The 20,266-nt window shown below is 68.3% G+C and carries 25 protein-coding genes; 4 read left to right on the top strand and 21 right to left on the bottom strand.

What is annotated here, in order from left to right:
* Positions 1-143 precede the first annotated feature (143 nt).
* Positions 144-857, top strand: a complete 714-nt coding sequence (locus DXZ73_RS15360; RefSeq protein ID WP_116211562.1) for a hypothetical protein — start codon at positions 144-146, stop codon at positions 855-857.
* 333 nt (positions 858-1,190) lie between these two features.
* Here the strand turns inward: DXZ73_RS15360 and DXZ73_RS15355 are convergent, their stop codons facing one another.
* The 20 genes from DXZ73_RS15355 to DXZ73_RS15260 form a co-directional block, all read right to left on the bottom strand.
* Positions 1,191-2,411: a glycosyltransferase family 4 protein gene (locus DXZ73_RS15355; RefSeq protein WP_116211561.1), complete on the bottom strand. Its 1,221-nt coding sequence runs from the start codon at positions 2,409-2,411 to the stop codon at positions 1,191-1,193.
* Between the two features lie 97 nt (positions 2,412-2,508).
* On the bottom strand, positions 2,509-5,604 hold the full coding sequence (locus tag DXZ73_RS15350; protein WP_162890182.1) for an NACHT domain-containing protein: 3,096 nt from the start codon (positions 5,602-5,604) through the stop codon (positions 2,509-2,511).
* A 254-nt stretch (positions 5,605-5,858) separates the two neighbouring features.
* Positions 5,859-6,950 (bottom strand): hypothetical protein, encoded by a 1,092-nt coding sequence (locus DXZ73_RS15345; protein ID WP_116211559.1) that lies wholly within the window; start codon positions 6,948-6,950, stop codon positions 5,859-5,861.
* A 39-nt stretch (positions 6,951-6,989) separates the two neighbouring features.
* On the bottom strand, positions 6,990-7,274 hold the full coding sequence (locus tag DXZ73_RS15340) for a hypothetical protein (RefSeq protein ID WP_116211558.1): 285 nt from the start codon (positions 7,272-7,274) through the stop codon (positions 6,990-6,992).
* The gene (locus DXZ73_RS15335) at positions 7,274-7,516 is read right to left on the bottom strand and encodes a hypothetical protein (protein ID WP_116211557.1); all 243 of its coding nucleotides are present in this window, start codon (positions 7,514-7,516) and stop codon (positions 7,274-7,276) included. Before DXZ73_RS15335 ends, DXZ73_RS15340 begins: the two co-directional genes overlap by 1 nt.
* 136 nt (positions 7,517-7,652) lie before the next feature.
* A complete protein-coding gene (locus DXZ73_RS15330; RefSeq protein WP_116211556.1) occupies positions 7,653-7,994 on the bottom strand; it encodes a VRR-NUC domain-containing protein in 342 nt (113 codons plus the stop codon).
* Positions 7,991-8,236, bottom strand: a complete 246-nt coding sequence (locus DXZ73_RS15325) for a hypothetical protein (RefSeq protein ID WP_116211555.1) — start codon at positions 8,234-8,236, stop codon at positions 7,991-7,993. The genes DXZ73_RS15330 and DXZ73_RS15325 overlap by 4 nt, the downstream gene beginning before the upstream one ends.
* 109 nt (positions 8,237-8,345) lie before the next feature.
* A complete protein-coding gene (locus tag DXZ73_RS15320; RefSeq protein WP_116211554.1) occupies positions 8,346-8,660 on the bottom strand; it encodes a hypothetical protein in 315 nt (104 codons plus the stop codon).
* A 25-nt stretch (positions 8,661-8,685) separates the two neighbouring features.
* Complete coding sequence (locus tag DXZ73_RS15315; RefSeq protein WP_116211553.1) at positions 8,686-9,573, bottom strand: DNA-processing protein DprA; 888 nt, start codon at positions 9,571-9,573, stop codon at positions 8,686-8,688.
* A gap of 66 nt (positions 9,574-9,639) precedes the next feature.
* Positions 9,640-9,888, bottom strand: a complete 249-nt coding sequence (locus DXZ73_RS15310) for a hypothetical protein (protein WP_116211552.1) — start codon at positions 9,886-9,888, stop codon at positions 9,640-9,642.
* Positions 9,885-10,154 carry a hypothetical protein gene (locus tag DXZ73_RS15305; RefSeq protein WP_116211551.1) on the bottom strand — a complete coding sequence of 90 codons (270 nt, stop codon included), beginning with the start codon at positions 10,152-10,154 and terminating at the stop codon, positions 9,885-9,887. Before DXZ73_RS15305 ends, DXZ73_RS15310 begins: the two co-directional genes overlap by 4 nt.
* A gap of 37 nt (positions 10,155-10,191) precedes the next feature.
* The gene (locus DXZ73_RS15300) at positions 10,192-10,425 is read right to left on the bottom strand and encodes a hypothetical protein (RefSeq protein WP_116211550.1); all 234 of its coding nucleotides are present in this window, start codon (positions 10,423-10,425) and stop codon (positions 10,192-10,194) included.
* A 167-nt stretch (positions 10,426-10,592) separates the two neighbouring features.
* Entirely contained in the window at positions 10,593-11,558 is a 966-nt protein-coding gene (locus DXZ73_RS15295; RefSeq protein ID WP_116211549.1) for a hypothetical protein, read from the bottom strand.
* Positions 11,559-11,670: 112 nt separating this feature from the next.
* The gene (locus DXZ73_RS15290) at positions 11,671-12,240 is read right to left on the bottom strand and encodes a hypothetical protein (RefSeq protein ID WP_162890181.1); all 570 of its coding nucleotides are present in this window, start codon (positions 12,238-12,240) and stop codon (positions 11,671-11,673) included.
* Between the two features lie 131 nt (positions 12,241-12,371).
* Positions 12,372-12,932, bottom strand: coding sequence for a hypothetical protein (locus tag DXZ73_RS15285; RefSeq protein ID WP_116211547.1), 561 nt, complete (start codon positions 12,930-12,932; stop codon positions 12,372-12,374).
* A gap of 32 nt (positions 12,933-12,964) precedes the next feature.
* Positions 12,965-13,288, bottom strand: a complete 324-nt coding sequence (locus DXZ73_RS15280) for a hypothetical protein (protein WP_162890180.1) — start codon at positions 13,286-13,288, stop codon at positions 12,965-12,967.
* Complete coding sequence (locus DXZ73_RS15275) at positions 13,285-13,563, bottom strand: hypothetical protein (RefSeq protein WP_116211545.1); 279 nt, start codon at positions 13,561-13,563, stop codon at positions 13,285-13,287. Before DXZ73_RS15275 ends, DXZ73_RS15280 begins: the two co-directional genes overlap by 4 nt.
* Positions 13,560-13,937, bottom strand: coding sequence for a hypothetical protein (locus tag DXZ73_RS15270; protein ID WP_116211544.1), 378 nt, complete (start codon positions 13,935-13,937; stop codon positions 13,560-13,562). Before DXZ73_RS15270 ends, DXZ73_RS15275 begins: the two co-directional genes overlap by 4 nt.
* A gap of 57 nt (positions 13,938-13,994) precedes the next feature.
* Positions 13,995-14,381 (bottom strand): hypothetical protein, encoded by a 387-nt coding sequence (locus DXZ73_RS15265; protein ID WP_116211543.1) that lies wholly within the window; start codon positions 14,379-14,381, stop codon positions 13,995-13,997.
* 63 nt (positions 14,382-14,444) lie between these two features.
* Positions 14,445-15,407 carry a ParB/RepB/Spo0J family partition protein gene (locus tag DXZ73_RS15260; RefSeq protein ID WP_162890179.1) on the bottom strand — a complete coding sequence of 321 codons (963 nt, stop codon included), beginning with the start codon at positions 15,405-15,407 and terminating at the stop codon, positions 14,445-14,447.
* 822 nt (positions 15,408-16,229) lie between these two features.
* Here DXZ73_RS15260 and DXZ73_RS15250 point away from each other — a divergent pair.
* From DXZ73_RS15250 to DXZ73_RS15240, 3 genes are all read left to right on the top strand, one after another.
* Positions 16,230-17,213, top strand: a complete 984-nt coding sequence (locus DXZ73_RS15250; RefSeq protein ID WP_162890178.1) for a quinone oxidoreductase family protein — start codon at positions 16,230-16,232, stop codon at positions 17,211-17,213.
* Positions 17,214-17,360: 147 nt separating this feature from the next.
* Positions 17,361-18,146 carry an IclR family transcriptional regulator gene (locus tag DXZ73_RS15245; RefSeq protein WP_162890177.1) on the top strand — a complete coding sequence of 262 codons (786 nt, stop codon included), beginning with the start codon at positions 17,361-17,363 and terminating at the stop codon, positions 18,144-18,146.
* Between the two features lie 108 nt (positions 18,147-18,254).
* The gene (locus DXZ73_RS15240) at positions 18,255-19,109 is read left to right on the top strand and encodes a TauD/TfdA dioxygenase family protein (RefSeq protein WP_116211538.1); all 855 of its coding nucleotides are present in this window, start codon (positions 18,255-18,257) and stop codon (positions 19,107-19,109) included.
* A 78-nt stretch (positions 19,110-19,187) separates the two neighbouring features.
* Here DXZ73_RS15240 and DXZ73_RS15235 read toward each other — a convergent pair whose 3' ends face one another.
* Complete coding sequence (locus tag DXZ73_RS15235) at positions 19,188-20,147, bottom strand: hypothetical protein (protein ID WP_116211537.1); 960 nt, start codon at positions 20,145-20,147, stop codon at positions 19,188-19,190.
* Positions 20,148-20,266: the final 119 nt, after the last annotated feature.

The following is a 20,266-nucleotide window of genomic DNA, read 5'->3' as shown; positions in this document are numbered from 1 at the left end:
AACGAGTGGCCACAGGGATAGCGTGGTACTCAGGCACCCTGGCTGGCAGGCCACCCATCTGGAAGCATGAGCGAGGGGTATCCCGTGGCGCCGGTGCTAACCGGGCCACTGCGGTACCGAGCCTGCGGCGGAGGGGGCCGACGGTGGCGGAAGTGGCCCTGAATATAGCAATCGGGCTGGTCACCAGTGTGCTCAGCGGAGGATGGGTCTGGCTCTGGCAACGTGGCAAGGCGGCCCGGATACTCCAACGCCGCGCAAGGTTTTTCGGCTTACGGCCAGGCGAAACCTGCATCATCGTCATGAACAACCGGTGGGACTTGCCCGGAAGCGCCGAACACCACGACGTGCAGGCCATGATTGAGGCCGCGGTCCTCGCTCATCAAGTCGGCTGTGCTGTCTCCATGAGGTCGAGCGACGAGTTCCGCGAGGGCAACGATAACTGCGTGGAGTTTTGTATCGGTGGCCCTGAGAACGGATCAAACGTCCGTTCGGGTGGTCATCTCGCGCACAACCTGCCCGGTGTGGCTATCCGGCCGTTCAGCACGAGGCGAGACTCGATGGCCATCGTCGTTGGCGGCGAGAGGTTTCTGCGAGACCGAGACAACCAGGAGTACGCCCTCGTCGCCAAGTTCACGCCGCCGGGAGCCAGCCGCCCTGTCGTTCTGACCTGCGGTCAGAGTGCCATCGCCAATCATGCCGCGATGTACTTCCTCACGCGCTCCTATCGTCAACTCTCCAACTTGGTAGCCACGACCGAACAGTTCTGTCTTGTCATACGGGTCGAATCGATCGGCATCTACGGATTCCGGGGTGCCGTCCTTGCCAAGGACGTATCCGCCGCCGCCTTCACGCGATAGCGATCGTACGGGTGAGGGCTGGCGCGCTCAGGAAGACCGATGTCGAATCCGAACCGGCGATCAGCTTGGCGGCGGCCATCACCATTGGGCATACAGTGTCGGCGGTCGGGGGGCTTACGGCCGCGTAGCACGGCGGCTATGGAGGAACCCCACTACGCTCCTCCCGGGCGGAGGCGTTCAGCACAAGGGCGACGGTACGAGCGGCAACCTCAGCCGTGCGCTGTCGACCCTGAGGTGACGGTCGTCCCGGAGCGGCTGGCAGCAGCTGAGGCGCTTCTACGATGTGGCACGGTGGGGAGCGCGAGCAAGGACTCAGCCCAGGCCCCTGGCAGCTTACTCGCCGACCGAGCAGAGCGTATCGAGCAAGCTGCTGGTAGCCCCAGCCCAAGTCCGCTCGGACGCCATGACGTCGCGGACAGCTGCGGCAGTGGCGAATGCGGCCGTGCGGTCGAGCAGCATGGCTGCGATCCGGTGCCCCCAGACCGGGACGTCCACCGTGTCATCCCGGTCCACGGGCACGACGATCCGGTGCGCTAGCTCTGGGGGCAGGGCCTCGCGGAGCAACGCGCCGAGCCCGCTGCGGTCACTAACCAGGACAGGCGTGCCCGCCATAATCGCCTCCTGGCCAACGAGCCCGTACCCTTCCACTCGGGACGGCATGAGGAGCAGGCTCGTCCTGAGCAAGTCTCGGCGGATCGCAGCGTGATCGGTCGTGTAGGGACGAACCGTGACGTTGGCAGCCCGGTGGCCGGTCCAACCCAACAACTTCGCGTGCAGGTCCTCGGTGGTACCGACGGCAGCCCCACGCACCAGGAAATCCCACTCGGCGGCTGGGCGGTCTAGCCCGAGTGCGTGACCGACGGCCTGCGCAGCGAGGTCGACTCCCTTCACCCGGATGTCCTTCATGCGACCCATCAGCATGATCTGCGGACGTCCGCCCGGCACCTGCCGCGCTCCGAGTTCGGACCCGTCGAAGCCGGGGTCGAGCCGCAGCAGCTGCGGGGCATCGTTGAGGTCCAGCAGATCGCGCTGCAACCAGTCGTGCAGTCGTGGCCCGACTGCCACGACCAGTGCCGCGTCCCGTGCCAGGTCGAGCTCGATCCGACTGCGCTCCTCCGCCCGGGTGCCTGCGTCGCCTCGCTCGTCGACGGCGTTCCATTCGATCTCGTCCGGGGCCATGTGGACGCAGTGGATCCGCCGCGTGTACGGGAAGTGATCGTCGGCCAGTGCCTTGGTTATCTGCCCCGTGATCCGGCTGTGCCCGATCACCACGTCGGGCACGACCCCGGCGGGTAGGCACGGCCTGCGCATCAGTGCCTGGCGTTCGGACATCCCGGGAAGCGGCGCGGAGATGATGAGCCTCACACCGACGGCTGCGGCGTCGTCCTGCTCGGCGGGAGACGCGCCGGGGACCACGCAATACACCTCGCAGCCAGCCTTGGCCAGCGCGATGCATAGCGACCTGTTCAGGGCGCTGAGACCTCCGTGGGCAGGGAGCCATTCGTCGCAGACCGAGAGCACGCGCTGTCGCCTGCTAGGGAGGAAGCCGGGCATGAGCACTCCGTGATCGAGAGGGATCCGAGCGGACCCGCGTCAGTGGAGATCCCAGCTCACCGGGTGTTCCGGGGTGTTCCGCCGGCCCGGAACGGCTTCACGGATGGGTGAGTTCCAGGACATGCTCGGTGACAGCAGCGCAGCGTGGTAGCAGGTTGCGGCGGGCTGTCGCTGGAACCTTGAGCAGGAGTCCACGCAGCACGTCGGACCACACCTGCACCTTGGCCTGGTCAGCCTGCCCCAACGAGGACAATGCCGCGAGGAGGATCTCGACTTGCCCGAGTGGGTCCTGCCCGGCCACCTTTAGCCCGGCCTCAAGGAGTGGCTGCGGATGGCGGCCGGTGTAGTCGACCACCGCCGCGTAGATGTCGGGATCACCCTGGTTGGCGAAGAGCAGCCCTAGCGCGAGCCGCGACAGGTTTGCCCCGTTGTCCAGGGACTTGTCGCTAAGCCAGGCGCAGGCCGCCTGGGCGAACTCGGCCCTCTCGATGACGGCGACGTAGTGGCTGATCTCCACGTCCAGCTCGCCGCGGAGCACTTTGGCGGTGAGCTCAGCTAGCGCCTCCGGTACAGGCCCCTGGATGAGCCGGGGCTCCTCGACCAGCATCACGACGGTCTTCAAGGTGGCGGGTCCGACTGTGCGCAGACGGGCGGCGAGGGTGTCCAGGGTGACCAGCTCAGGTTCAGTCGCGTCGTCGAACAACGAGGGGAGATCGTGGGCAATTGCCTCTTCCACCCATGGCACGCTCAGAGCGACGATACGGAGACACTCACGGGCGTGGATCCGCATCGTCCGGTCCTCATGGGCCAGCGCGACCGTTGAGATGATCTCGAAAACTTCCGTGTCTAGATCGTTGTCGGCGTAGGCCCAGATCCCGGCCAGAGCAGCCTGACGGACGGCGGGATTCGGGTCCTGAAGAAGCGCCGGATCCAGGAGGACTTGACGGGCCATCGGGTGCTTCGTCCAGCCCAGGTTCTCTGCCCAATGCACCGCGTCGGGCTGGTCGGTGTACAGCTCTGCGAGCCGGACCACGTCCGTATTCTCCAGCGCGCGAAGGACAGTGGCGTCGTCGCAGCTCACCGGGAGCAAGTTCGCCAGACGCCGCCGTACTGCCGCGACGGCGGCCTCGGGATCCACCTTGTACAGTGCGGCCGCTGCCCCATGCGTTCCCGCGGCCGACTCGATGGCCTCGGTGAGGGCAGACCTGCCTGGTTCCCCGCACCAGGCGAGCGCCTCCCACTTCTCGAGAGTAGGCGGCGAGTCCAGAAGGATCTTGGCGATCTCTTCGGGTGATCCCTCGGGTACGAGAGCGAGAACATTCGCGAGCCGGACGGGTGTAACGAAACCGGCATGCTGCAGGGTCCATATACGTTCAACGATTGCCCGTCGAGCGGTGGAATCGGGGGGCATGCCCGCGCCAGCCGAGGCGAAAGCAGTGGCGAACCAGCCGAGACCGTCTCGGCCGTCGAGGGCGAGCGACCGCAGTACCTCAGTCACCGGACGAGTGCCCCCTGCGACGGTCTCCAGCCCGATGGCGAAGTGTATGACTTCGCCCCACTCCGGTTGCATCCAGGCGCGGTGACCGAGCAACTCGGTCAAATAGTCCGCCGGTAGGGTGACCAGTTTGCGGGCAACCAAGAACTCGTGGACGCTGCGGTGGATCCACAGGACGGGGCTGTCGCCGAGCGGCTCGGACCTTTGCGCCGCCGCCTGGACAAGGACGCCGATCTCCCGGACAGCCAGCCAGCTGCGGCTGTGGTCGCGCGACGGCTGGAGCCCGGCGCGGGCGAGTTCCGACTCGCACTCGGCTATGTCGATCGCGTCCCGCCAGACAGGGATGCCTGTGGCCATCGTCCAGGCCAGCTCCGTCAGCGCCTTGTCAAGGGCGGCGCGCAACCCTCCGTCCTGCTGGGCCGCGCCGTGCTCCTTCCACGACTGGGCGAGGAAGCGGCGTACGACCTGCTCGTACAGGCCGGTACGGTTGGTCGCCACTGTGTCAATCTCGGCGACCCAGGCGCAGAAGGCCGCGATCAGCGGAATACGCGCGAAGCCGCGCATCGGAGACGCGGGCGCGAGAACAGCCTCCAGCCGTGCCACGGGGATAGGCTCGCCTCTGGCGCGGAACCATTCTTTCCACAGTCCCCAGACCTGTTCCACGTCCAGAACGCCCGGTTCGATGTAGCGGGCGGCGTGCCCTTCTCCATTTCCACCTCTGAACGGATCGGTGTAGCCGGCACCCCGGGAGGTCAGCACCAGCCGGGGCCCGGAGTGCCGACGGCTGAGCGTCCGCACCCACGACAGGGCCTGCCGAGCCGAGGACCGTAGGTCGTCGTCGAAGACCTCGTCGTAGGCGTCGACAAGCACGTGGAGCGGGGCCGAGTCCGGGGCGAGCCTGCCGGCCATGAACATCACAAGTCGTGAAGAGGCGGTGAAACCGCAGTTGCGTGCCGCTCGCATTCCCGCGCGGACCAATGCGTCAGCGGGAGAGCCTTCAGACGACCACCCGCGGGCGAGGTCGCCCGCATGCATCCAAAGCGGGATCTCTACGTCGGCAGGGTCCACGCCCGCCGCGAGAGCCTCCGATGCTCTGTCGCACAGTTCTCGACCATGCTCTCGGAGAAGCCAGGTCTTGCCGTAACCGGCATCAGCCACTACGACTGCGACCGGGACGTCCCGCATCGCTCCGGTCCAGGAGACGTTGCCGCGAGATAGCGTGGCTCTGGACACGTAAAGTGCCTCGTCGTCGGGGCTGCACGGCGGGTCACTGGACACCCTAACCGCCCGTTTCTGGAACGCTTCGCCAAGATCGTTGTGCGGTATCCACGTGTGTGTTTCGCCCAGAAAGCCCTTGAGCGCCCGAAGGTAGGCCGTCAGTTCCTCGGCGTAACCCGCCCTGCGGGCCTGGGCGCCGTCTTCGTCGACGCCAGCGGAACGTAGCCGCAGCTCTGCGGCCTTGAATTCATCGCATGCTTGGTCGAAGGCGGCGCGGAGGGGAGCGAGCTCCGGCTGGGACGGGCACTTCGTTCGCGTTAACAAATCGAGCCCCTGATAGAATTTGAGTGAACGTGGAGCCCAGCCACCTTCATCCCCGTCCGATCCCAGCCGCCTCACCTGGCCGTTGCTGCACTTGAGCTGATGGGCTATCTGCCCCGAGGACAGCCCCAACTTCGTGAGCGCCTGATAGACCGACATGCTGGCTTTCTTGAGCCGGTGTTGCCGTTCTGTGCGGTCCTGTTCTAGTTTGTCCCGCTCTTTCCTTAGCCGGGTAAGCTCTGTGTTGGACTCCACAGGCCCGCTCACCCCACTGCACCGTCGACATCCACAGCGGTCAGGATATCCGCACCCGCAGTCCCCGGCTGGCCACCGTTACCGATGGCCTCCTGGCCTCACATGGGTGACAGGACGGGGTCGGCGGACGGTGTTCGCCGGTTTCTGGTGTGGCGGTGTCAGATGGCCACGGTCGTGCCGTCCTTGCGGTTGGCGAGCAGGTAGGCACCGAAGATGTCCCTGGGGTTGAACTCCTTGGCGCCGGAAGGCGCTTCGACGGTGGGCGCGTCAGCGTGAATGTCGAAGACGAGCGGCAGCTCGCCCTTCATCTTCTTGTCGAACTGGGCGAGGTCGACGGTCAGGCCGGAGACCATGCCGTTCTTGATGGCGACGTCCACGGTGACGTCCTGGTCGGGGATGCCGTCCAGGTCGCGGGACAGCTTGTCGCTCTTCGTGCCGAGCTTGTCGGCCAGCGGCTTGAGGCCAGCGGCGAGTTCCTTCGCGGCCTTCTTCGCTGGCACGGTGACCTTCACGTGGTCGGCGCCGTCACGGGTGGGCGCGCCCTTGTACTTCGCGTTGTCGCCGAGGGCCTTGCCGACGGTGCGGAAGACCTGCTGCTGAGTCTTCGCGTCCAGACGGTCGCTGGTGGACGGGCTGTCCTGGAAGGCGTCGGTGTCGAGGACGACCCACTCGCCGCGTAGCGCGTTCTTGAGGCCGTCCATGGACGGCGGCAGCTGTTCGGCCTTGCGGGCCAGCGCGTCGAAGTCCGGCTTGTCGGAGTCGTGGGACATGGCGGCCAGGGTCTTCAGGTCGGCTCGGGCGAAGAGCTTCTTGCCGCCGATGGAGCGGACCTCGACCATGGGCTTGCCGTCGTCGCGGCTGATCGTGAACGCGGCGCGCGCGGCGTCCTGGTCGTCGGGGCCGAGGTCCTTCAGCGGCTTGTCGTAGGCCACCTGGTAGGAGAGCTTCAGCTCGGCGAGCATGTCGGCGTCGCGGCGCTCGAAGTCTTCTTCGCCGCGAAGGGCGTTGTAGATCGTGTCGGCGTTCGCGTCGAAGTGCACGTCCGCGGACAGGGCCTTCTGTTGGCCGAGTGCGTAGAACGCCTTCTTGACCTTGGCCTCGGCGGTGTTCGCGCTGCCGGTGATGCCGCAGGCGGTGGACGCGGCGGCTATGAGGGTCGCGCAGCCGACGGCGGCCAGGGTCTTCTTCTGTGTGCTGTTGATGATGGGCTCCGAGGGGGATGGTGTCGGCCGGGCGGCCGGAGAAGTCATGGGGCCGCCGTGTCGGCGGCCTGTTGGTGGTGCGCGTGATCAGTCGGCGTCGGCTGCTGCCGTGCGCGGGCCGCCGATGTGGCGGGCGTACACGCAGGCGGTGCCGTCTTCGACGGTGCGGGACCTGGCCTCGAAGACTCCGGCAGGGCGGAAGGCGGCCACCTGGCCGCTGCGGATGCGGTGTGCGAGGTTGCTGGCGCGGTTGGGGTTTTCGTTGTCGGCGATGCATGCCCATTCGCCCGTGCGCTGCCGGAGCATGTCTGCTACGTCGTGGGCCCACTGGCTACGGCGTTCAGCGGGCAGGGGCTCGAATCGGACGTACATCAGCTGTTCCTCTTCGTGTGGTGGAGCGAGGTTTCGGCGATTCCGCGGATGGCGGCTGCGATGCGCCAGGGGCCGTCGGCGAGGTCTTCGCACAGGACGTTGGCCAGGCGGGCGATCACGGCCAGATCCTCTGTGGTCGTCTGGCCGGCCAGGGCGCGGTGGAGGCACGTGCGGCACTGCCCGCGCACCGGCGGGTGCGCGGTGGCGAGGGTGGGGGTGGTGTCGCGGGCAGTGCCGTTCACGGTGATCTCCGGGTGAGGGGTCAGGAGTTGTTGCAGCGGCAGGTGTAGGTGACGGGGTTGACGTAGCTGTCGCACGCCTTGCACCACTGCTCGGGGCCGGGCTTGAGGCCGCGGGCGGGGGTGTCGTCGGCCTGGGTCACAGCTGGGTCCTCTTCGGTCGGAGTTCTTCGGGGAGTTGGGCGCGCGGCCCGTTGGGGGCGAGCGTGTCGACGACGAGCCGCATGTCACGTGGCCGCCACAGGGTCGCTTCGAGGCCGCAGGCGGCCAGGTGCTGGAGCCATTCGCGCTGGGCGGGCCGTATGCGGCCCTTGTCCGTCTTGAGTTCCACGAACAGGACGCGTCCCGCGTGCGGGTGGCCGAACACCTCGTCCGGCCAACCTGCGTCGGATCGCTGCGAGTTGTGGGTGTGGTAGGCGAGGGTCCATCCGCGCATCGCGGCGATCTGGCGGACCTGTCGGCGGAACTGCTCCTCGGTCACGGCATCGGCCTTCGGCGGGGCTGGATGGCGGCTTCGAGGACGGCACGGTGCTCGGCCCAGCGCGGGTCCGGTTCCGGTTGCACGAACGTCCGCCGGGCCGGGGGTGGCGGGGCGAGTCGGCGGCGCTCCTTGAGGAGGTCGGCGACCGGCGGGCACTGCTCTTCGAGGATGGCCGCCAGGGGGCGCCCGTATCGCTCGGCGATCAGGGCTTCGTACTCGGCCTGCTGGGTGGTGGTTGGCATTGTGGTGCTCCATGGGTGGGCCGGGACCCGCGTGGGGGTGCGGGTCCCGGCCGGAGGGGTGGCCCGTATCGGACGGGCCGGTCCGGCGGGCTGGGCGCGGGGGGTTCGCTTAGCTCGCCGGAGGCTTGTTGGGTGTCAGGGCTGTGCCAGTGCCGTTGACGCCGCCAAACTTAGCATGTGCATAGACAGGTACGTATTTAAGCTCCGGGCAAAGCGCCTGAGAGTGAGCCAGTTCACTGACCGGGTAGCCGACCGGCTGGGTCATCGCGAGCCAGCTCGCCATCACCAGCGGCTTGCCCTCGAAACCGGCCGTGGAGAAGCCGGTGACGCGGCCCACCAGGCGCTCCTCGGCCTTCGAGCCGGGCGAGGCAAGGCGTACGACGTCGTTGACGGTGAAACCGTATCGGCTGACTGCGCTGGACATCAGAGTCTCCTTTCGAAAGGTGCGGTCAGGGGCGGGTCGCGGCGCGGGCTGCGATGTTCGTCGCGCTGAGCACAGCCCTGGCCCGGCCCTGGCGGATCAGCTCGTTCGGCAGATCGGACAGCAGGGAGGTGATCGGACCCGGGACGGCGAGCAGCGGGCGGTCGAGTCGTTCGGCGGCTCGGGCGGCGACCTCCCATTTCGGGCCGTGCCCCTCCACGAGGGTCACGGCCTGCGAGAGGGCGGCCATGAGATTCGTGCGCTGGACTGTCTTCGAAAGGCTGGTGAGCGTGCCGGGCCCGTAACTGCTGACCAGGAGCCCGCCGTCGTCGAGGATGCTGCCCCGCATGCGCTGCACCGGCGGGGTGGCCCGGCCGGTAATGCCGCCGGACAGGATGCCGATCGGGTTGCCACCGCTCGCCCCGCAGCCATGCAGTGCGGCCTCGCCGATGCTGCTGCCGGGCCCCGAAGCCGCCGCGATGACGTTGTAGCCGAGTTGCGCGAGCTCTCCGGACAGGTGCATGGCGGCGTACCGGCCGTAGTCGCTGGCCGCCATGCTTCCGGCCATGGCGATGGCCTTCTTCGTGGCGTCGTCGAGCCGGGCATCGCCGCGGACCCACAGACCCAGAAGGGTGTGATTGCCCAGGCCGGCGAGGGCCTGCGGCCACTCGGCATCCGTGGGGATGATGTAGCGGGCACCGGCCTTCCAGCCTTCGTCCAGGGCGCGGTGCCCGTCATAGTCGAGGACGCGCGTGAATAGCTTGGACAGCTGGACGCCGGAGCCGGCCAGGTCGGCCATGGCGGCGACCAGCTCGGCCGCTGACGTGCCCGGGGGGATGGGCAGATCCTGGGGTGCCGCCGCCTCGGTCAGGGCGATGCGGGCGGCCCGCTCGTCGCGGTCGTGGGAGAGGTTCATCGTGTGCTCCGTGGTGCGTAGTGGATCAAGACCCGGCCCCGCGGTTGCGTCGGGGCCGGGCGGGGGTCAGGGGTGGGGCTGGTCGAGGTCGGCGCCGTCGAGGTCGGCGAAGAACCCGATGTTGCCGCGCCACTCGAAGCCGATCTGGTAGCCCGGTCGGCCGACGGTGATGCCCTCGTTGAGGCCCCGGTAGACGGTGGAGAACGGTGCAGCCAGGGCCGCCGCCAGCGCGAGGGCGGCGAGCGCGATCGGGAGGCGGTACCGGCGGGGCGCGCCCGCCCGGTGGCGCGGTCGTGAGGACGCGGGATGCCTCATGCAGCGGCTCGCTTCGCGGCGAGCAGGTCGAGGGCCTGCCCGCAGTCGTAGCCGATCGGCTCGTCGAAGAGGCATCCGCCGCCGGGGCTGAGGAACTCCGCGACCCGCCAGTCGGAGGGGCCGCCGGTCCGGGGGCGCTCGAAGTGCAGCACGCCGTCGTCCGGCAGGTGGATGGCCAGCTGTAGCTGGTCGTCGCCGGTGACCCGGCACCCGGTTCGGGTGCCGGTCTCCAGGGCGCTCTGGGTGAGTTCGTCACCGAGAGGCATTACAACTCCAATCGAGAAACAGGTACATATTTGAGGCTCAACAAAGACCCCCGGCGCCGTCGCAGACCGGGCAGTCGCCGTCACCGGCAGCCCCGCCGAGGCAGTGGGGGCATGTCAGGTGGGTGCCGTGCCCCTGGCAGGTCTCGCACTCGCGTGTCATTGCGTACGGGCCGTCGCAGTAGTGGATGACGCCGTCCTCGCACTCCCCGCAGGGCGGAGCCTGGATTCCGAGAGCCGCCTGTGCCTCGGTGAGAGCCGGGGTGGTGATCATCTTCGGAGTCCCTTCGGTTCCTGGCGGGGCCGTTCCCCCTCTTCCTTATAGAAATATTCTAGTACCTTTCAGGGGGGTGGTCCACTCCGGGGCAGTGACCTCCACCACACCCTTCAGGGGGTTCGGTGAAGGAGACGGGCCGAAGTATTTGCGCCGGACAGCCGCCCCTACCAGAGGAGTTGCTCATCCCATGTACCGGACCACGCCCGGGGCGAAGGTGCAGTGGGCAGACCAGGCATCGCGCCGCGCGCGGGCGTCCTGTGCAACACCGGCTCCCTCAGCCCCGCATCGACCTCGGCGAGAAAGGCCAGCCACCGGCGCCGGACACCGGGCACCTCCTGGCCCGCCTCGGCGGCCTCAGCGTCCTCGTACATCCAGCCATGCAGCAGGTCCCGCCACGGCATCCACGCCCCCTCCATGTCGAAGAGGCGACGCTCCTCCTCCCACGGCACGTAGTAGTTGAAGACGTGGGCGAGGCACAGCGGTTCATCAACCTCCGGGCGGCCGGCAAGGCCGACCCGGACCTTGAGGCGTGGCCCTTCGTGCCAGCCCGGCTCGCCCGGTTCGCAAATCACGCACGGCACCGTGTGCGGCGCGGTACCGAGAAGGCGAACAGTCTGCGGCCCCAAGGCGGAGGAGAGCGAACCGCCGCGCATCATGTGCATCTGGTAAGCGCGGGAGTGGCCGTAGGTGTCGTCGTAGTCCGAACCATCGGGGCGGATTCGCCACAGCCTCTTCGCACCGAGTCTGGGGGCGTACAGGCGCCATTCGCGCCCCATCCAGATGACCCGCTCGTACCCCGGCTCCAGGACCTCGATCACGGGCTCGGTGGAGAACCGGTGCGGCCCGTACAACACCGGGTACCGGACCGGCAGAGCCTGGTACCACGCTTCTCTCACGCAGCACGTCATGGCATCGTGCCTGGTCCGGAAAGCCCTGTTGCCGTCGTTGTCGGTGACGAGCGAGTCGCGGTGCCACGGGAGCCGCTGGGCCTGCCAGTACTCGCCCATCGTGCCGATCTCGAAGCCGCGCAGGTCGTACCGGGAGCCGAAGAACTCCGCCACCTCACCCAGAGGCGGCCGGCTGCCCTCCTCCCTGTGCTCGCTACCGTCCTGCTCCTGCTCTTCGTTCATCACAACTCCGTGGAGCCGCGCAGGCCTTCGCCGAGGCGTCGACCGCGCAGCAATGCGTTCGTACCGGGGGAGTGCTGGCCGCACCCACGCAGGGGTGCGGCCAGCACGTGGTTCAACGGGCCGAGTCGGATTCGGCGGAGCCGTCCTCGGCGTTGTCCGGCTCATGTAGCCCGGGGGCGAGCACACCTGTCGGCGCGGACAGGCCGAGGCGGCGCTCGATGCGCGCGCTCATCAGCAGGTCCAGCACGCGGCGCCCCTTGACCGCCGCCTGATGCCGCAGCGGCGCCGGGCACTGGGCGGGAACGGCCACGTTCAGGTTCCGTAGGTCGACTTCGACGGCGACGCGGCGGATCCTCGCGCCCGCGCCGCGCCCGCCGGCGTACAGCCGCATGTGGGCCTGCACGCGATGGTCGACCGGCTGGAGCACCACGTACTCGTTGCGCCATGCCCGGTGTTCCACATCGGGTGAGATGCGGACCGGCGTGGGGGCCGTCTTGCCGGTCGGTACCGAGCGGGGCAGCAGTGGGGCGGAGGGGTTCGGCTCGACCCGTTCGATGTGCCGGTGGAACGGGAACCAGCCGGGGCCGTAGACCAGGCCGACGTCGTCGAGAGCGTAGGACCAGGAGCCGAGGTCGAGGTGGATGGCGTACATGTCGAACTCGTCGCGAGGCGCGACAGGCAACGGGAAGTCGTGCGGCATGATCTCTCGAAGTGGTTGCGGGATCGCCGGGGCGGTTTTCCGGCGATGGATGGTTCGAGCGGGAGAGCGGCAGGGCGCCGATCTCCGGTGCATCGCTGAGCTGGATCGCCGCGTCACAATGGGGCGTTGAGGCCTCGCGGTCGGCGCGGCGGGTGAGGGGGGCAGATGGTTCCGGTGGTGTCGGAGTGGTGTGCGCCGTAGGGGCGCAGGTGGCGAGGGCCTGGGGTTCTCGGACCGCCGAGGGTGGCGTGGCGCGACAGGGGCAGGCACTGTGTCGACTCGGCGTCGCCATAGATGCCCAATTCGTCGGGGAGGTCGTCGAATTCGCCGCCCAGCGAGTCCATCAGGGCAACAAGGTGCTGAAGGTCCTTGGGGTTTTGAGGGTCGAGGGAGCCCCATGCGGCACGGAGGGCGTCATCGTTCAGGGCGGTAGGGATGCGGTCGGCGGTGAGGTCGCACACGGTCTTGCCCTCGACGTCGCGGATGCCTGCGAGCTCGGGGCGGTCGTAGTCGTCCCGGTAGAAGACGAGGTAGACCGCGTCGGCGTACATGGCGCGCAGGGTGTCGGCGACCATGAGGGCCAGGCCCCGGGCGGCGGCGGTCGCCTGAGCGTCGGCGTGTTGGGCGTCGGCGACGCTGACGCGCGGCCGGGGATCTGCGGTGGGCGAGGTCATGAGGTGGCTTTTCTGATCGGGGTCGGTGTTCGTCAGGCGAGGCCGTCGGCGAGGCGGCCGGCCGCCTCGGCGTAGCGGGTGAGGGCGCCGTGCGGGAACCCGTACTCCCACATGTCGCGGATGGCAGCGCGCGCTTCCAGCTCGGCGGCTATCGCCTCCGAGGCGAGGCTGTCGGCGAGGCGGCCAGCTGTGTCGGCGTAGCGGGTGAGGGCGCAACGGGGGAACCCGTACTGCCACATGTCGCGGATGGCGGCGCAGGCCTCCAGCTCAGCGGCCACCGCTTTGGAGGGGAGGGCGGGGAAATTCTGGGATGCTGCCCGGTTCCGTTGGCCGTGGGCGGGCGGTGTGCTGTTCACGGCGTGGTCCTTGGCGTCGTGGGGTTGAGCGGTGATTCGGTGAGAGAGAACAGGGCGTCCTGTCCTTCGTTGGGCGCGGGCTGTTTCGCGGTCGGCCGTGACGGGGGCGGCTCCTCACCGAACAGGGCGGCGGTCCCGTACCGGTCCGGGGCGGCGATGATGCGCACCGGGGCGGGGACCGGCGGTTCGTTGGGGGCCTCGGTGTCGAACGCGGCCCGGCCCATCGATGTCCAGTCCGGTTGGGCGGGGGAAGTGTCCTCCGGCAGCTGGGTCACGCTTTCCGCCTCCACTCCCACTTGCCGGGGCCCACGTACGTGCACAGCAGCTCGCCGCAGTGGATCGCGGCCATCTCGGCTGCCTCCTCGTCCGTGAACTCGCGAGCCACCCAGTGGTCGTCGGGCAACAGGAGAGGCGGGTTGGAGTCGTTGAAGAGAATGGCCCTTTCATCCATCCGCGCGACCTGTTCCGCGGGCGCGATCTGCTTGTTCATGCAGCGCAGGCAGTAGGCGCCCAGCTGTACGTCCTGCGACCCCGGCACGAGCGGGTTGGCCAGGTGGACCAGGACGCGGGTGGCGGCGTTCCAGCAGAGGCTGTCGGAGCAGCCGCCGGCCGGGCCGGTGCGGAGCCCGCCGGGGGTGGTGATGTTCATGGACGACTCCTTTGGGCGCGGCCGTAGGTGACGGCCGCACGGTCGGCTTCGGGCGGGTTAGCTCTCGGTCGGCGTGAGGACGGTGAAGAGCGGTTCGCCGTCGTCGTCGAGGTTGATGCGGAGGTGGAGGGTCACGCCGGACAGCGGGGCGTCGAAGGCGACACGGCGCTGTCTGCCGGGGCCCGAGGCAACGGCCTGCACGGCTGCGCTGAGGGTGCGGTTGGCGCGCTCGGTGAGAAAGGGCACGGCGAGGGCGTCGGGCATCTCGGGCCACCGGTCCTCGCCGAGCCCGCCCATGACCGCGTCCCAGGCGGGGCGGGTGAAGACGACGGGCAGCTTCAGGCCCACAGGGTTGGAGACCATCCACGGGATCTCGACGAGATCGCCGTCGGCGACCAGCTCGGCGTGGGTGGGGCCGGTGATGACGAAGTCCCAGTTGGGCATGGTGAACCTCTCGTGTGGTGGTGAAGGGAGGGGCGGCCCCTGGGCGGGGCCGCCGGGGCTTGGTCAGGCAGCGACGAGTTCGCGCGCCTCGTCGTCCGCCGTAGCGGTGTCGGACTCGGCGGCCGGGTTGACGGTGACGACCTGGGCGGCGTCGGCGTGGGCCTTGGCCTGACGCATCTGGAAACGGGCCTTCGACAGGGAGTCGGCGACGCGGTCGAGCTGGTCGAGGCGCGACTGGACGCCACCGGTGAGGGCCTCGGCGAGCTTCATGGGGTCGGTGCGTGCGATGTCGTCCAGCAGGGCGCGAACCTGCTCGATGCGGTCGAGAGCGTTGCGGGTGCGCTTCTGCGCGGTGAGGCGCTCGGTGCGCTGCTCCTCGGTCAGCTCTTCGGCCTCCAGCAGTGCGGGCTGCTCCTGCTGCTGGCGCATGGCGTAGGCGAAGTGGATGATCGAGTTGTCGCCAGCGAACTCGCCGCGCGCGAACTTCCCCAGGACCGCCCGCTGGTTCGCGGCGTTGAGGGCCGCGATCTTCACACCGGCCAGGAGACCGATGTGGCCGTCCTGGACGACCTGCGCCACGTCGGGGTGAAGGTCGAGCAGGGCCAGGCGCATGTTGACGTACTGGACCGACTTGGAGAAGTCCGCGGCGACGCTCTCGACCGTGGCGCCCTCCTCCTCGTCCAGGATGCGCTGGAACCCGCGGGCCTCCTCGAAGGGCGTCATGTCCTCACGGTTGATGTTCTCCGACATGGACGCCTTGAACTGGTCGAGCTCGCCAGCGACGCTGAGGATCTTCGCGCGGATCGTCTTCTTCCCCGCGAGCACGTGCGCCCGGTAGCGGCGCTCACCGGCGACGATCTCGTAGCCGCCACGCTCGTTGTCCGGGCGGACCACGATGTCCTGCAGCAGCCCGTACTTGAGGATCGAGTTCTTCAGTTCCTCCAGGGCCACCTGGTCGAAGTGCTCACGGGGCTGGTTCGGGTTGCGGTGAACCTGGGCGATCTTGAGGGTGCGCACGGTGGCCATGGGGGTCTCCAAGAGGTGATTTCGGAAGAGGTTCCCCTCTCTTCCTGATACCAATATTCTAGTACCTCTTGAGGCGGGGGCCAACTCCCCGGAAGTGACCTCGGCAACACAAAACAGCAGGTCAAGGCGCCTGCGCCCTTGCCGCTGGCGGGCGGTGCCGCCCCGCACACGCGAAAGGCGGCGGACGCCGAGAAGCCCCGGCACCCACCGCCTCGCCACCCGTCACGCAGTAAGCGACAGCCCCCCACTCAGACGTTCCCGCCAAGCCCGCGCCGACTCCGGCATTCCTATGGTCACGGCCGTACGGCACGGCTCCGAGATGGGGCAGGTGGCGCACACCTGCGCCGCTCTCTCCTGCGTGGGCGGGCGCTCCTCACCGAGTGAGTCGCACAATGCGGCGCTCCACGCGATCGGCCGCGCCAGCGGAGCGTTCTCGGTGCGCAGGAGGGTCAAGGCAAGGAGCTGATCGACGGCGAGCTCGCGGGCTTCCGCCCGGGGACGGGACTGCTGCGCGAGCGCAAGGATGCGCTGCCTGTCGATCACGTGGCCACTCCAGTTCAGCCGAGGCCGCACACGCGCCCCCAGATCGTGCTCATGCGCACCACGGGCACCAAGCCCAGCCCGGAAACCCCACGGTGACGCCTGATCACCCTATCCAGGCCGAACTAGATGCACTCGCCATTTTTTGCCTGACGAAAAGCTCCCCTCGCTCTCCTTGGATGATCTAGACCCGCTTTTTCACCACGTAAAAAACCGGTCAAGAGAGCCTCAAGGCCAGCTTAGGGTTCTGTTGTAGTCAGAACAGCAACGTGAAGGATGAGCATGCGAGCGGTCGTGGTGCACGAGCCCGGCGGACCGGAGGTCCTCCGGCTGGAAGAGGTCGCCGACCCCGAGCCCAAGCGAGATCATGATCTCGTTACAGTGAAGTACGCAGGCGTTAACTTCGCCGACGTCCGCATGCGGGAAGACAACTACGTTGCGCCCGTCTCGTTCCCCTTCATCCCGGGCCGAGAACTCGTCGGCACCACCCAGGACGGCCGCCGAATCGCGGCCCTCACCGATAGTGGCGCCTACGCCGAGAAGGCCCTCGTCCAGCGCGGGCTGGCCTGGGAAATCCCGGACGAGATCAGCGACGAACAAGCCTGCGCCCTTCTCCTCGCCGGCCAGTCCGCCTGGCACCTCCTCCACACCAGCCTGGCCATCCAGGAAGGCGAAACCGTCCTCATCCCCGCAGCGGCTGGCAGCCTCGGCAGCCTCGCTGTCCAGCTCGCCAAGCGCCACGGAGTCAAGGTCATCGCCATGGCCAGGGGGCCGATGGCCGTCGCCACCGCCCGAAGCTACGGCCCCGACGCCGTGCTGGACACCTCTGACGCCGACGATCTCGCCGAGCGCATCATGGATGCGGCCGGAGGTCGCGTGGACGCCGCCCTGGAGATGATGGGTGGAAAGATGTTGGCCGCCACCGTGGAAGCCCTGACCCCCCGCGGGCGCATGGCTCTCTTCGGCTGTACCCCTGGCCATGGCATCCCCCAGGGCAGCCTCATCTACGGGTCCAAAACGATCTCGGGATTTTGGCTGCCCGACTACTACAGCAACCGCTACGCCTTGCGTAACAGCATGAACGCCCTTTTCTCGATCACGGCGATAGGTGCTCTCAAGACGCCTGACACCTGCACGTACCCCATGGAGAATGAGTCCTTCGTGCGGGATGCGCATGAGGCCATCGCTCTCGGTCTCTCCGGTAAAGCCCTCCTTGAACCCGCGGGCCTTTACGACCGTGCCGCCGTATGGGGATGGCACGGGTAATGATCAACATTCGAGAGTAGTATTCTCGATCCTTCGGCTTTGCCTCTCCTTGACTAGGGGGTCGGAGAGGTGCCGCTTCAAATCCAGCAAGACTCACTGTGCCCGGGGGGATGCGCAGCGCACGTATTCCATTGAGGGGCCGACGGCGTGACCGCTAGCAGCAAGGACAGCAAGGACACCAGCCAGCAGCGTGCCTTCCGCGTGCAAGCGGCATTCGTCGCGCTGGAGCGTGACGTCCTCGGCCCAACAGAGATCGCCGAGGCCACTGGCCTTGACCCCGCGACCGTCTACCGCGTCCTTAAAGCCGGACTGTTTGACGAGAGTTTCGAACGAGTCGGCCGCGGACGCTACCGCCTGGGAGCAGGATCGGCCCGCCTTGGCATGCGCGCCCTCGCCCGCACCCCCGTCGACCCCGAAGCCGCCAACGCCGCCCTCGAGGAACTGCACCGCACCGCAGACGGCCCCGTCGGCTACTACATCGCCGTCGGCTCCAAGAAGCTCCTGATCGACTCCGTGATCGGCGACTTCGACCCGGATGACCTCGATCTTGATCCCCTGGAAACGATCTCGATCATCCGTTCCCTGCGCACCGGAGCCGCTGGCCGAGCGATCCTCGCCTACATGCCTGCCTCGATCGTCGTCAAGGTCCTCGCCGAGCCCGTGCCCGACGGTGTCGGCCCCGGCGTGATCGCAGATAACCAGCAACTCCTGGAGTCCCTCGAAGAGGTCCGTGCCTGCGGCTACGCCGTCGGCCGGCAGGAAGCCGTCACCGGCTGGGACACCATCGCCGCCCCCGTCATGTGGGGCGACACCATCCAAGGCGCCGTCGCCGTCATGGTGCCCTCCACGCGCGAGCCCCAAGACCCTGGCCTGCTGGTTGACGCCACCCTCAAGACAGCCCGGCAGCTCACCAACCTGCTCGCCCTGACCTAACCCCCGGCCCCACCGGACGCAGCCGCCCGCGCACCGCCACCCGCGAGCGGTCGAACAGCCATGCCCCCGTACCGCCGCACCACGGCCGACGCCCCGAGGAATCCCCACATGGACACGATCACCGACACCGCCCAGATCGCTGGCCACACCGTCACGCCCATCACCCCCTTCGGCGTCCGCGTCGACGCCGCGCACCCCGGCACCCCGGTCACGGACCTGCCCGTCGCCCGCCTGCGCGAACTCGCCCGCGAGCACCACCTGCTGCTCCTGCGCGGCTTCACCGGCTTCCCCAACGCCGAAGACCTCACCACCTACAGCGCCCAGTGGGGCGAGATCGCCATGTGGCCCTACGGGGCCGTCCTCGAACTGGTCGAGCACGACAACCCCGACGACCACATCTTCGACCACCGCTACGTGCCCATGCACTGGGACAGCATGTACCGGGAGCAGATAGCCGAGTTCCAGATCTTCCACTGCGCCAGCGCCCCCGGCGCCGGCAACGGCGGCCGCACCACCTTCACCCAGACCGAAGCCGTCCTCCGCGACGCCGACCCCGCCCACCGCGAACTGTGGGAGAAGGTCACCGGCAGCTACCGCCGCGTCGCCTCCGACTGGGCAGGCGCATGCGTCTCGCCCATCGTCACCACCCACCCCGACGGCTTCCCGATCATCCGCTACAACGAGCCCCCGGTGGGCGAGGACTTCCTCAACCGCCCGGATCTGGAGTTCACCGGCGTCCCCGTTGAGCAGCTGCCGGAATTCCACCGGACCCTCAACGACGCGCTCTACGACCCGCGCCACCTGTACGCCCACACCTGGCAGACCGGCGACGTGGTGATCGCCGACAACTACACCCTCCTCCACGGCCGCGAAGCCTTCACTAGCCGCTCGCCGCGCCACCTCCAGCGCGTCCACGTCCTTGGCGCCCCGCCCCTGGAGAACACCGCGCTCACCAACGGGTGAGCCCCGCCACACGGCAGCGGCCCGGCGCTCGTCACAGACGAACACCGGGCCGCACACCGGCCACTTGGCCGACGTCGCTCAGCGCCACTCGATAGTGATCCGCTCGTGCGGATCGGGGTTCCGCCCACGACGGCCCGGCCGCACTCGCACCTTCTCGATCTCCAGCAACGTCAACGCGCGCTTCGAAGCCGTCGGCGCCCTCTTCCACCAGGCGATCAGATCGTCCACGTCGCCGGACGGCAACGCCGCTGCGGTGATCTGTTCCAGGAACCGCAGACGCGTACGAGCGTCACGGGCCTCCTTGCGGGTCGCCTTCAGCGCCGCCGCGATCCCTTCACACGCCTCATCGGACATCGGAGTCCGGGCCATCGCGTCCAGCCGCTTGATCCGCGACTCGATCTGCTGGATGCCCTTCTTCAGGCGCCCGACCTCAGCCTCCACGTCAGCGCGCAGGGACTCCAGTCTCTCCCGGGCACCAGACCGAAGAAGCTCGGCCAGCACATGCTCCGCGACGGCACCCTCAAGCATGGGCGCGTTCATGCTGATCGTGCCGCAGGGCCCGCTGTAAGCGGCTCCCTCTTCTGCCGTCGGCAGGTCAAGGGAATCGACCTGGCTCTTCGGCGGACAGCGGTAGACCGGCTTGCCGGCGGCCCACGACGGGGCCAGCTCCCACGTGCACTTCCCGCAGACAGCCGTGCCCCCCAGCGGGTACTCACGGTTCTCCACTGGCTCAGACCGGCCCGGGAACAGCTCCCTCAGCTGCTGCTGCTCCTCCGGGGTGATGACGATCGGGGCCCCGTCGATGGGCTGCCCGTCGGAGTCGAGCCCGGCCATGACCGGGCGCAGCAGGGCCCGCCACAGGACTTCTTCGCGCCAAGGGTTCCCCAGCGTGGTGCGATGCCCCTCGGCATTCACCCAGCGGGTGACGTCCGCCTTTCGCTCCCCAGCCAGCAGCCGGCAGGCTGCCTCGCGCAGGTAGGCCACCTCTTCGGGCACAAGATCGCCGGACACCGTGAACCCTGCGGTCCGACGCGGCATGACAACTCCATCCACCCGGGGCCGGTCACCTCCGGCTTAGCGACCACGTAGCCCCGTAATAGGTAAATGTATATCGACACTATGCCGATCTTGGCTCAATAGACGTCCGGAAGGTTCAC

This window comes from Streptoverticillium olivoreticuli subsp. olivoreticuli, assembly GCF_003391135.1.
Taxonomy (GTDB): domain Bacteria; phylum Actinomycetota; class Actinomycetes; order Streptomycetales; family Streptomycetaceae; genus Streptomyces; species Streptomyces blastmyceticus.
The sequence above is the reverse complement of the archived record's forward strand: the minus strand, read 5'-3'. Positions and strand labels throughout refer to the sequence as shown.

Bases quoted from the DNA above. Each gene is read 5' to 3' on its own strand.
- DXZ73_RS15355 (WP_116211561.1), bottom strand. From the start codon at position 2,411: ATGCCCGGCTTCCTCCCTAGCAGGCGACAGCGCGTGCTCTCGGTCTGC.
- DXZ73_RS15350 (WP_162890182.1), bottom strand. From the start codon at position 5,604: ATGTCGGTCTATCAGGCGCTCACGAAGTTGGGGCTGTCCTCGGGGCAG.
- DXZ73_RS15345 (WP_116211559.1), bottom strand. From the start codon at position 6,950: ATGACTTCTCCGGCCGCCCGGCCGACACCATCCCCCTCGGAGCCCATC.
- DXZ73_RS15340 (WP_116211558.1), bottom strand. From the start codon at position 7,274: ATGTACGTCCGATTCGAGCCCCTGCCCGCTGAACGCCGTAGCCAGTGG.
- DXZ73_RS15325 (WP_116211555.1), bottom strand. From the start codon at position 8,236: ATGCCAACCACCACCCAGCAGGCCGAGTACGAAGCCCTGATCGCCGAG.
- DXZ73_RS15320 (WP_116211554.1), bottom strand. From the start codon at position 8,660: ATGTCCAGCGCAGTCAGCCGATACGGTTTCACCGTCAACGACGTCGTA.
- DXZ73_RS15315 (WP_116211553.1), bottom strand. From the start codon at position 9,573: ATGAACCTCTCCCACGACCGCGACGAGCGGGCCGCCCGCATCGCCCTG.
- DXZ73_RS15310 (WP_116211552.1), bottom strand. From the start codon at position 9,888: ATGAGGCATCCCGCGTCCTCACGACCGCGCCACCGGGCGGGCGCGCCC.
- DXZ73_RS15305 (WP_116211551.1), bottom strand. From the start codon at position 10,154: ATGCCTCTCGGTGACGAACTCACCCAGAGCGCCCTGGAGACCGGCACC.
- DXZ73_RS15300 (WP_116211550.1), bottom strand. From the start codon at position 10,425: ATGATCACCACCCCGGCTCTCACCGAGGCACAGGCGGCTCTCGGAATC.
- DXZ73_RS15295 (WP_116211549.1), bottom strand. From the start codon at position 11,558: ATGAACGAAGAGCAGGAGCAGGACGGTAGCGAGCACAGGGAGGAGGGC.
- DXZ73_RS15285 (WP_116211547.1), bottom strand. From the start codon at position 12,932: ATGACCTCGCCCACCGCAGATCCCCGGCCGCGCGTCAGCGTCGCCGAC.
- DXZ73_RS15270 (WP_116211544.1), bottom strand. From the start codon at position 13,937: ATGAACATCACCACCCCCGGCGGGCTCCGCACCGGCCCGGCCGGCGGC.
- DXZ73_RS15265 (WP_116211543.1), bottom strand. From the start codon at position 14,381: ATGCCCAACTGGGACTTCGTCATCACCGGCCCCACCCACGCCGAGCTG.
- DXZ73_RS15260 (WP_162890179.1), bottom strand. From the start codon at position 15,407: ATGGCCACCGTGCGCACCCTCAAGATCGCCCAGGTTCACCGCAACCCG.
- DXZ73_RS15250 (WP_162890178.1), top strand. From the start codon at position 16,230: ATGCGAGCGGTCGTGGTGCACGAGCCCGGCGGACCGGAGGTCCTCCGG.
- DXZ73_RS15240 (WP_116211538.1), top strand. From the start codon at position 18,255: ATGGACACGATCACCGACACCGCCCAGATCGCTGGCCACACCGTCACG.
- DXZ73_RS15235 (WP_116211537.1), bottom strand. From the start codon at position 20,147: ATGCCGCGTCGGACCGCAGGGTTCACGGTGTCCGGCGATCTTGTGCCC.